The organism is Okeania sp. SIO2F4, assembly GCF_010672385.1.
Taxonomy (GTDB): domain Bacteria; phylum Cyanobacteriota; class Cyanobacteriia; order Cyanobacteriales; family Microcoleaceae; genus Trichodesmium.
Genome location: NZ_JAAHGT010000299.1, coordinates 1 through 10,098, shown reverse-complemented (window position 1 = coordinate 10,098; position 10,098 = coordinate 1). Strand labels below are relative to the sequence as shown.

The following is a 10,098-nucleotide window of genomic DNA, read 5'->3' as shown; positions in this document are numbered from 1 at the left end:
TCAATTTTTAAACCATCTTGGAGAATTTTTTGTATCTCTTCCCTCACTTCAGAACTGAGATTACTCTTTTCAATACCATGATTAATCTGATTTTCTATTAACTGATTCGGTGTAGTTACTGCTGGAGATGAATAATTAGAATTTGGCGTATTTAAGGTAAATTTTTCCGGTTCCTTCCTTTGTGTTTGAGAAACACCGAATAATCGAGATTTATTATATTCTTCAACTAACCGTAATTCTCGAATACGTTGTTGTTCTCCAACCATAATTTTTCCATACTCTCTCAGATGAGAGAAATTAAAATTAGGTTGAGGAAAATCAGGAATTTTTTCTGTAGAATTTACTACCCGTCTGGAAATTTTTTCTATACCTACTTGATGAATAAAATCACGAATCTGTTCATCATATATCCGACTGCGTAAAGCACTAAAAAAATCTATAGCTTGGTCAGAAAATTCATCTACTAAACTCTCAATATCTCCAGCAGAAAGTTGATCTGTTTTAAATATCCCAGCCACTATACCAATTCTATCTTCTTTACTTGGTTCCCAATAAAATTTCTCCATTCGACCATCCCTAATTAAAGGTGCATAAAGAGTAGAAAAATCATTTCCAGTCACAATAATTGGGATTCGATGTAGAGGAGTTTCATCATAACTACCAGGTAATTGTACATTAGTAGGATTATCAGCAATATTCATCAAAGTAGCATTTACCAATTGAGTATTTACTGTATATTGAGTACCCGCATCAAATCTACCAGCACCTGCATCTAAGTCATTAATAAATAAAGCGCACATTCGACCTTGAACTTTGATTTTTTCTGATGCTTCTCGATAACGTAAACGTAATAAACGTGCAGGATCTCCTGCATCTTTACTTTCTAATTCTCCGCCAGATATTGTGACAGGTTCTATTCCCATTTTTTCAAATACTAATTGGCATTGAAAGGTTTTTCCTTCTCCTTTTCGTCCGTGTATTCCTAATATTAAAGGTACTCTTACTCTAGGCAGGTCTAAGAAATTTTTGGTAATGTGAACTGCTAGTTTATCTATAAATCTAGGTGATATGTAATATGGCATTGGTTTTGATGTTTTTTTTGAGCAGAAAGAATAGTTTGATAGAGATTTTAAATATAGAATAATATTTGCAGTTTCTAGCAGTTTAGAATAGAAGGTTGGTCAAGCCAAAATAGCTAATAGAAACTTGGTATTGCAGATAATTAAATCACATCATTAATTTATTAATCTTCTCTTAGGGTTACTATATCAGTTTTATGGCAATATTTATCAAGTTAATGTTTGTTGAGGTTTAACATCACTCTTTGGGATTGAACCTCCTACCTTGGCAATTTTATGCATCTTGCCACAGTTAGTTATACCCATTGAAAAAAAATTACTACAAATAAGCTTTAAGTTGTAAGTGGTAGGTCTGAGTTAGGTACATCTTAAATCTTGTCAGCATTCATGAAACCAGTTTCTCATAATTTCTAATCCTAGCCTGTTATTTATAAAATTATTTTATCAATTTTGTATTAAGGGAAAGTATAGGGTTGTAAATATTATTATCTGGCAAAAATAAATTAGACCTACCAGCTTACGGGGGTAGGTTTTTCATATTTTGGTTGAGGCACTTATTTGTCAGATAAGAAGACAAGTAAACTGTAAGCATTCAGCCATAAGCTAGCCTCTTGCAGAGGAACTTCGTTATCAGCTATCAGCTATTAATTCATTGCCTTTAGAGCAGGAATTAGTATTGATAGATTTAAGGAGAATTAAAAGTATTAGAAAAAAAACTGACCTTGACAAGCGAGAGTGTATATTCATTATTTATGAAACAGCTAAAAGTTTACCGCAAGCTAACTGAATACTTACGGTAGACTCCGAAGATAATATCAAATAAAAATAGTCAATAATTACTATTTTGTCATTACTAATCAAACTCTTTGTTGTGCTCTTTTTATTCCTTTTTACCCCGTCACCCGATCGATACCCTTTTTTCAACAATTAATAATCACCTCTTATTCAAAAGAAGAGGATTGACTAAAAGGAAAATTTGGGAATTTTTTCTCCTTAAAAGGAGAGATTTTAAACCAAAATTGATTAATTAGGGTTTGCTGAAAAAGGCTTATCAGTGAGGGTAGGAATCAGGAGTCAGGAGAAATGGGAATTATGGATTAGCTAGGAGGAAGAATTATCCCTTGATTTTTCCGCACAGAAGTGCGGAAAATGCTAACTTTTTGCAGCTCTAGATACCGAAAAGCTGGCACTTTTTTCGATACTAAAAGGCTAAAGCCTTTATATATCAATGCTTTTACAGTTCATCAGCAACCCGTAATTATGAATTATTCGGTAAAAAGCCTAATCCTACCCCTACAATTAATCTTTTCCTGACTGCAACTGCTTCACATAGTGTTAGTTTCCAAATACTACATAAATATATTTTTGTCAATTGCTAGTTCAAGAGGGTGGAGAAAATTAGTTAGTCATCCTTCGATAAATTAAGAGAGATCGCCACCTAAATAACGACAGAATAAGGGTTTACAGGTTTCTTTTTTGATTAAGCAAAAACTTGCTTTTAGATTATAATGAAATTTATCATATCACGAAATTGAGTAAAACGGCTGAAAGTATTGAAACTTTGTTAGTTTATTCATCAATATTTTTCATAATTATTGTCAGGGATTGATGATAAAGTTTTAAATTTTAAAATACATAACCTGAAAAGTATAATTAAAACTGTTCAAATATCTCTGACCAGAATTGAGAGAAACATTCTGAGAAAAAGAAAGAAATCTATGATCTAGATGTCTTTCCCAAGTAACCTTGCAACCATTAATCAATCAGGTGACCAAAAAATAAGGTCTCAAGCCTCCCCTTTCAAGGGGATGAAAAAGCGGTCGTTTAGCTGGCGCACAACTTCGCACTTCGGCTGTCGCCGACATGAATGCGGAGCAGTCCGTAGGATGGGATGGCGTTTCGGCTGTCGCCGAAACGAAGTTTTGCGGAACGCAAAACGCCATATCCAATCGACCAAGAGAAATATTCTATTCAATATTTCAAGCCTCTAACTTCAGGTAGAGGTACTGATAACTGATAACTGATAACTGAAATGACTACTCCCACACTAAGCTGAGGCTATAGTTATAGTGTGGGCTTCTCCCTTCCCAGCCCAAGTAATGCTAAAGCTTGAAAAAAGTGCCAAAAAATTACTTAATTAATATATTCAATCAACTTTTCAAGCGCAGTAAAAAACCCAATTTCGTTTGTTACTTGAAACTGGGCTTTTTCAATAAAAATCAATATAAAAAATAACTAAAGAGGCTGTCTAGAAATCAACTTTTCAAAATGAGCTTGAGTTTGCTGCAACATTTGCTCACGACCATCTTTTGCTTGATTCAGAGAAGGAACTAAATTACGAGCGTGCAAAGTCATGTGAAATTGTAAATCAGCCACATATTCACTAACATCTTGATGTAAAGAACAAGATGGATATTGTTTAGTTTCTGAATTCAAAGTTTTCTCCTCCCCTAAATTGTTTGAGCTTATCTTTGATAAGGAAGGATAGCATGGAGATTCTCTCTATGTTGCAATTTAGTAATGAAGCTTAATATTTTTCAGTAAATAAAATTATATTTCTTTACATATTATGTAAAAAAAATTTATTAGGAAAATAAATATGTTCTAAAATAGCAACCGGGATATGTTAAAAGAAATCAAACAAAACATTCAACCATTAGCCATGAGCTATGAACTATGGGTTATTAACTTATTATCACAATAAGGAAGAATTAATATCCAAGAAAAATGAAAAGTTATGAATAAAAAGACGATAGGCTAACCCAAGTAAGTTATTACCTTCAAAAGCTGAATGCTGAATACTAATAGCTGAATGCTTAAATTAAGATTACCACTTTAATAAATTAAATTCTTCCATATCCACTGTGTCGCGGTTACGATAAATTGCTAAAACTATAGCTAAACCTACAGCAGCTTCAGCAGCAGCAACCGTAATTACAAAGACAGTAAAAACTTGACCTTTAATATTTTGAGCATCTAGGAAATTAGAAAAACCCATCAAATTCAAATTTACAGCATTGAGAAGTAACTCAATAGACATCAGCACCCTAACAGCATTACGACTGGTAACCAAACCATAAATTCCTATACAAAAAAGTGCTGCTGCCAATAACAGAAAATATTCCAGTTGCAATTGCATAAACTTATTAAACCTTTTAAATTACTGAATTAAGTAGTCAAGAAAAATTAATTGTACATTTGATGCTCAAATGAAGTAGGTAGGCTAAATTATTTTTTTTAGCTTTACCTATCAAGCATACAAGTATATTTTTCGTTCCCAGTTAAGTCTTCCCTACTTATAAATGTTAAATTAATTTGGCAAAAGTAATTAATTTTAACCTTTTTGAGCAGAACTTTCGCCAGAACTTGAAACTAATTCACGAGGACGTTCTGGCAAACTTAAAACAGGTGTTTGAGGCATATCAGTCGGTACTTCATCAGGCAAAATATCTCGACGAGCCAAAATAATAGCACCCACCATTGCCATTAACAAAAACACAGAAGCGAGCTCAAAAGGAAGTAAAAAATCACTAAAAAAGTGTTTGCCAATTAATACGATTGAACTTTCACCAGCAACAGCTCCACTAACAGGAATTGACCAAGAAGTAGACAAAACCATTGTACTTAGCAAAGCAAACAAGCCAATACAAACTAAACCTGTAGCTGCCTTTCTCAACCAAGCATTAGGCAAAACTTTAAAATCTTCTCTTTTATTTACAAGCATAATCGCAAATAAAATCAAGACATTAACAGCCCCAACATAAATCAAAACTTGGGCAGTAGCTACAAAATCAGCATTTAATAAAAGGTATAAACCAGAAATGCTCAGAAACACTCCACCCAAAAGAAAAGCTGAGTAGACAATATTAGAAAATAATACTACTCCTAAAGCTGCCCCAATCATCATTACGGCTAAAATAACGAATGAAACAAATTGAACCCCTTGTGCTAAATCCACTTTTTATTCCTTTAAATATGTCTGAATTTTGAATGATATTTTGTTCATTAGTAGTTATTAGTTGTTGGAGGCTGAAAATTACGTTAACCATTTAACAACTAATAACTAAATAAGTAATACAGCAGATTCCGTACTAATGAGGTACAACTTAACAATCGGGAATTTTTTGTCTATTCCCTATTCCCTATTCCCTATTCCCTATTTCCTATTCCCTGTTCCCTAAAAGCATAAATATAAGTACCTCATAACAGCGGGAAGTGCTGTAACTATTTTTCTGTTGTCTCTGCTGGTGGCTTTTCAGCTTCTATTTGTTCCAGAATTTCTTCAGGGCGGAGACCAGCACGACGGGAAGTATGAGGAACTGTATGAGGGTCAATAACTCCTTTAGGCAAGTAAGCTAGCTCTCGCATCGGAGTAACCATTGGGTCATTTGTCACCTTGTATGGTAATCTACCCAGAGCAACGTTATCGTAATTCAACTCATGGCGGTCATAAGCAGCTAGCTCGTATTCTTCTGTCATGGATAGACAGTTAGTAGGGCAATATTCTACACAATTTCCACAGAATATACAAACACCAAAATCAATACTGTAATGCTTGAGCTTTTTCTTTTTACTTTCTTTGTTAAATTCCCAATCCACTACAGGTAAATTAATCGGACAAACCCTTACACAAACTTCACAGGCAATACACTTGTCAAATTCAAAGTGAATTCTACCTCTAAATCTTTCAGAAGGAATCAACTTTTCGTATGGGTATTGTACAGTAACAGGGCGACGGCGCATATGGTCAAAAGTGACAGATAGACCTTGACCAATATATTTGGCAGCTTGAAGAGTTTCTTTAGCGTAATCGCTTACTTGGTTGAGGAATTTGAACATGGGTTTTTGCTTGATAAAACTTAGAGTGACAATATAGCGCTACGCGCAAGTCAGAAGTTAGAAGTCAGAAGTCAGAAGTCAGAAGTAATCCCTGAATGAGTTTCAGCATTTATAAATGTCCTAATCTTTGCTTCGACTGCAATATTAGCTTTAACTATGGCTTACTTTTTGGCGAAGTATATTGTCAATTTATTAACTGCATCACAGAGGATATTAGCAACTCTGCTCAGAAATATAGTTAACCAAAGTATATTTGAGATTTTAGATATAGTTTAATCAAAAAATCTCAAATCAGCTATTGATTTATCCGCCAAAAGCAAATGGGAAAGCTAACTTTAAAGCCGCAGTTAATAGCAAGTTAACCAAAGCCACTGGCAACAAGAACTTCCAACCTAAGTCTAATAATTGGTCAATTCTGACCCTGGGTAATGTCCAACGTAACAAAACTGCTACAAATACAAGTAGATAAGCTTTGATTAAGGTCATAATAATACCCAAAGTGGCGTTAGTTATTTGTAACCAAGGAGTCGTATCACTCACTCCAAACAAATTAGATAAAAGTTCTACTGGAATTGGAGACTCCCAACCACCCAGATATAAAATCGCCACAAATAGGGAAGATAAAACCAAATTGACATAAGAAGCTAAATAATATAAAGCAAATTTCATGCCAGTATATTCAGTCTGATATCCAGCCACCAATTCTTCCTCTGCTTCTGGAAGGTCAAAAGGAAGACGTTCACATTCTGCCAATACTGCTATCCAGAAAATTATGAAACCCAATGGTTGTCTCCAAATATTCCATCCCAAGATGCCATAACTTGATTGTTGTTCAACTATATCAATTGTGCTGAGACTGTTGGACATCATTACAACTGCCAATACAGCCAAAGCCAAAGGAATTTCATAACTAATAGATTGTGCTGCTGCTCGTAAACCCCCAAGTAGAGAATATTTGTTATTAGAAGCATAGCCAGACATTAGTAGTCCAATAGGCTGAATACTGGAAAGGGCAATCCACAAAAATATTGCTACTCCAAGGTCTGTAATTACTAAATTTTGTCCAAAGGGCACCACTAGGTACGAAAGAAATACAGGTATAGCTACAATTACAGGTCCTAATGTGAATAGTAAGGGATCTGCTTTGGCCGGAACAACGTCCTCTTTGAAAACTAGCTTCAGACCATCAGCGAGGGGTGCGAGAGTCCCTAAAGGGCCAATAAATTCAGGGCCGATTCTTTGTTGCGCTGCCGCAGAGATTTTTCGCTCTAGCCACACTGTTACTAGAACGCCGACAGTAGCACCAACGATCATTAATAACATAGGGAATGGTAGCCATAGAGTTCTAGCTATTTCTGAGGATAAGCCCAAATCTACGAGGGCTTGAATAAATGTTCTTTGTAGATCGATTCCTGAATTCATTTAGAGTAGGATTAAATAAGTATTATTACTTTGCTTGTTGATTGTATCAGAAAGATAGAGTTCTGGGATAAGTTAAACCTGATATTTTTATAGGGCGGATATAGTTCGGCTCCCACAGTCAAAATAGATAACATTGAAATTACCTATTTTGACAATTTTAGTTAATCGATAGATGCCAAAATTAATGAGTTATGCAATACATAATATATAGCATTCTTTAGTATGGTAAAGTACATTAATTTCTGTCAATCCAAAACTGATAAATTATATTTATTGATAATTATAAATATAATTAGAATCAGATAGAAGCTGTCCTAAACTTTCGGCTTTGCTTGTTGCTATTTCTATAATTTTAGTATTTTTAAAACAAGTTTGTGTCGTAAAAAAAGCCAACACCATCAAAACTTTATTTTGTGCAATTACAGGAACAGAAAAGCCACTTTTTACTCCAAAAGCTTGCGCAATTTGATTGCGTAAAAAATATCCCTCAGATTCAATAGTGACGTCTATAATCCATTCCGGTTGTTTGAATAACCAAACTCGTCCTGGTAAACCTTCACCTCTAGATAATATAAAATCTTGACTACAAATCCAAAATTGTTCTAAATCCTTTCCGCCAAGGCCGGAATTAATATAATAGCTAGAACTAAGTTGTAGTAAATTTTCATCTTCATCTGGTATCCAAGCTTCACCATAGGGAAAGTCAGTTGATACACAAATTTTTTCTAGACTTATAGTAACAGTTTCATTTATTAACATAGGTCTGATTTATCAAGTTATGTTAGTTATTACTAATCAGTATCGAAACACTACAATGTATCTACATTATGAATTTTATTTATAGCAGTCGAAGCAAAGGAGGCGGACAGATAAAAAGCTGAAAACTCAGACAACGCCAGATTTTTCCTTCTTTCTTCTTTCTTCTTTCTTCTTCCTTCTTTCTTCTGCTATACATTTGCAGAATGAATTGCATCAGCTATTCTATCTCACAAACTCAGACAAATAATACCTATGTTTCAACTGCTATATCAATATAGTGTTTTGAGATATAGCATAGGCATAAAGTTCATTAATTGATAATGAATAATTGCCTCTAGTTAAAACCGTAACGGAATAGAATATAAATAAATCTCCTAGCACTTTTTTTATCCTATTAAGAGAGGCTTTAAACCGGATTGATTAATTATCCATTATCCATTATCCATTATCAATTATCCATTATATCAATATAGTGTTTTGAGATATAGCATAGGCATAAAGTTCATTTAGTTAAAACTGTAACGGAATGTAATATAAATAAATCTCCTAGCACTTTTTTTATCCTATTAAGAGAGGCTTTAAACCGGATTGATTAATTATCCATTATCAATTATCCATTGGTAATGATATTCAGTATTTATCGAATCTACAACTATAGTTTTTGAGTAAGCATTCAGCCGTCAGCTATAAGCTATCAGCTCTTACTTTTAGTTTGGCTAATAAAAGCTTTATTATTCAGAATTAAATTTTACTACAGAAGTCAGTTTTCAAGTCGATATTCATTTAAACCTTCTCTTTAAGGTTGAGGTTTTATTGCTGAAAGCTGAAAGCTAATAACTGAATGCTTACGTTTTTGATATAGAAATTCAGGAGAAAAGAATTACAAATTAACCAACACCAATACTTAAATTTTCCTCTTGCTTCCTAGGACGTTGAGTGCTTAACAAACCAATATTACTAGTCAATATAAAGCTTGTAAAACTAGCGATCGCTATAATTGGAATTATTGATGTATCAGATAAAACACTCAAAATTATCGAACTGCTAATAGGAGTTTTGGTAACCGATACATTAATGGCAGCCATGCAACACAACATAGCAATAGTTGGATGTACCGCTGGAATCAAAAAACTGATAGCCAACCCTAAGCTAGCTCCTGTAAAAAATAGGGGAAAGATAAAACCCCCTCGAAATCCACCATGAATAGTAAAACTAATAGCCATCATTTTAGCCAGACAAATTCCCAGTAACGTCACAACCGTAAGTGTAGTAGCTGGCTCAATTAATTGAGTTTCAATTTGCTGCTCGCTAAAGAATAGAGTTTGGGGATATAAAACTGCCAACCAACCAATCCCCAATCCGCCCAAAATTGCTCGCCAAATATGCCTATCTTCAATAGGTTGAATCGCCAACTTTGTCAATCGAAAAATCCCAATAAACAAAATTCCAGCTAAACCACCAAATATTCCTAAGACTACAGCTTCCAGAAGGTTCAGCCAACTCAAAGCAGGAATAGTATCAAAATAGTCAAAATGATAGATACCGCCAATTTCTAACCCAGTACCAAACCGAAACACGCCAAAACTAAAAATCCCTGCAACAACTGCCGGAATAATCGCTTCATAATACTGAATACCACGACGATGGGGAATCTCCAGGGCAAATAATGGGCCTCCAACAGGATCGCCAAAGAATGCTGCTAATGCTGCACCCATACCACAAAACGTCATAATTCGTGTTTCCTTGAGACTCAAATTCAGTTTATCTGCAATCCAACTTCCTAAACTCCCATTAATTTGTACTAGAGGTGCTTCAGGTCCCAAACTTCCACCAGCAGTAATTGATACCAAGGAAGTAGCAATCATCCCTGGTGTTTGACTTGGGTCCAAACGACCAGGATCGTGAATTTTATCAATCACCTTAGCCATCTCTCCAGGTTGACCAAAGAAATAGAGACACAAACCAACACCAAATCCCCCAATTGTTGCCACTATCAAGG

8 protein-coding genes are annotated in these 10,098 nt (G+C 34.6%); all 8 read right to left on the bottom strand.

What is annotated here, in order from left to right:
* Positions 1-1,082 (bottom strand): AAA family ATPase (locus F6K22_RS19150; RefSeq protein ID WP_293101204.1); only part of this gene is annotated, 1,082 nt, incomplete at its 3' end.
* 2,232 nt (positions 1,083-3,314) lie between these two features.
* Positions 3,315-3,515, bottom strand: coding sequence for a hypothetical protein (locus F6K22_RS19145; RefSeq protein WP_293101202.1), 201 nt, complete (start codon positions 3,513-3,515; stop codon positions 3,315-3,317).
* A gap of 391 nt (positions 3,516-3,906) precedes the next feature.
* Entirely contained in the window at positions 3,907-4,212 is a 306-nt protein-coding gene (nuoK, locus tag F6K22_RS19140; protein ID WP_293101206.1) for an NADH-quinone oxidoreductase subunit NuoK, read from the bottom strand.
* A gap of 201 nt (positions 4,213-4,413) precedes the next feature.
* Positions 4,414-5,037, bottom strand: a complete 624-nt coding sequence (locus F6K22_RS19135; RefSeq protein ID WP_293101200.1) for an NADH-quinone oxidoreductase subunit J — start codon at positions 5,035-5,037, stop codon at positions 4,414-4,416.
* A 266-nt stretch (positions 5,038-5,303) separates the two neighbouring features.
* The gene (gene ndhI, locus F6K22_RS19130) at positions 5,304-5,918 is read right to left on the bottom strand and encodes an NAD(P)H-quinone oxidoreductase subunit I (RefSeq protein WP_293101197.1); all 615 of its coding nucleotides are present in this window, start codon (positions 5,916-5,918) and stop codon (positions 5,304-5,306) included.
* Between the two features lie 303 nt (positions 5,919-6,221).
* The gene (gene nuoH, locus F6K22_RS19125) at positions 6,222-7,340 is read right to left on the bottom strand and encodes an NADH-quinone oxidoreductase subunit NuoH (protein ID WP_293101194.1); all 1,119 of its coding nucleotides are present in this window, start codon (positions 7,338-7,340) and stop codon (positions 6,222-6,224) included.
* Between the two features lie 270 nt (positions 7,341-7,610).
* Positions 7,611-8,099: a GAF domain-containing protein gene (locus tag F6K22_RS19120; protein WP_293101191.1), complete on the bottom strand. Its 489-nt coding sequence runs from the start codon at positions 8,097-8,099 to the stop codon at positions 7,611-7,613.
* Between the two features lie 887 nt (positions 8,100-8,986).
* On the bottom strand, positions 8,987-10,098 hold a 1,112-nt coding region (locus tag F6K22_RS19115; RefSeq protein ID WP_293101188.1), incomplete at its 5' end, for a chloride channel protein.

What these genes read in the sequence shown, in the direction of transcription:
- ndhI (WP_293101197.1), bottom strand. Translation starts at nt 5,918, where the DNA reads ATGTTCAAATTCCTCAACCAAGTAAGCGATTACGCTAAAGAAACTCTT.
- nuoH (WP_293101194.1), bottom strand. Translation starts at nt 7,340, where the DNA reads ATGAATTCAGGAATCGATCTACAAAGAACATTTATTCAAGCCCTCGTA.
- F6K22_RS19120 (WP_293101191.1), bottom strand. Translation starts at nt 8,099, where the DNA reads ATGTTAATAAATGAAACTGTTACTATAAGTCTAGAAAAAATTTGTGTA.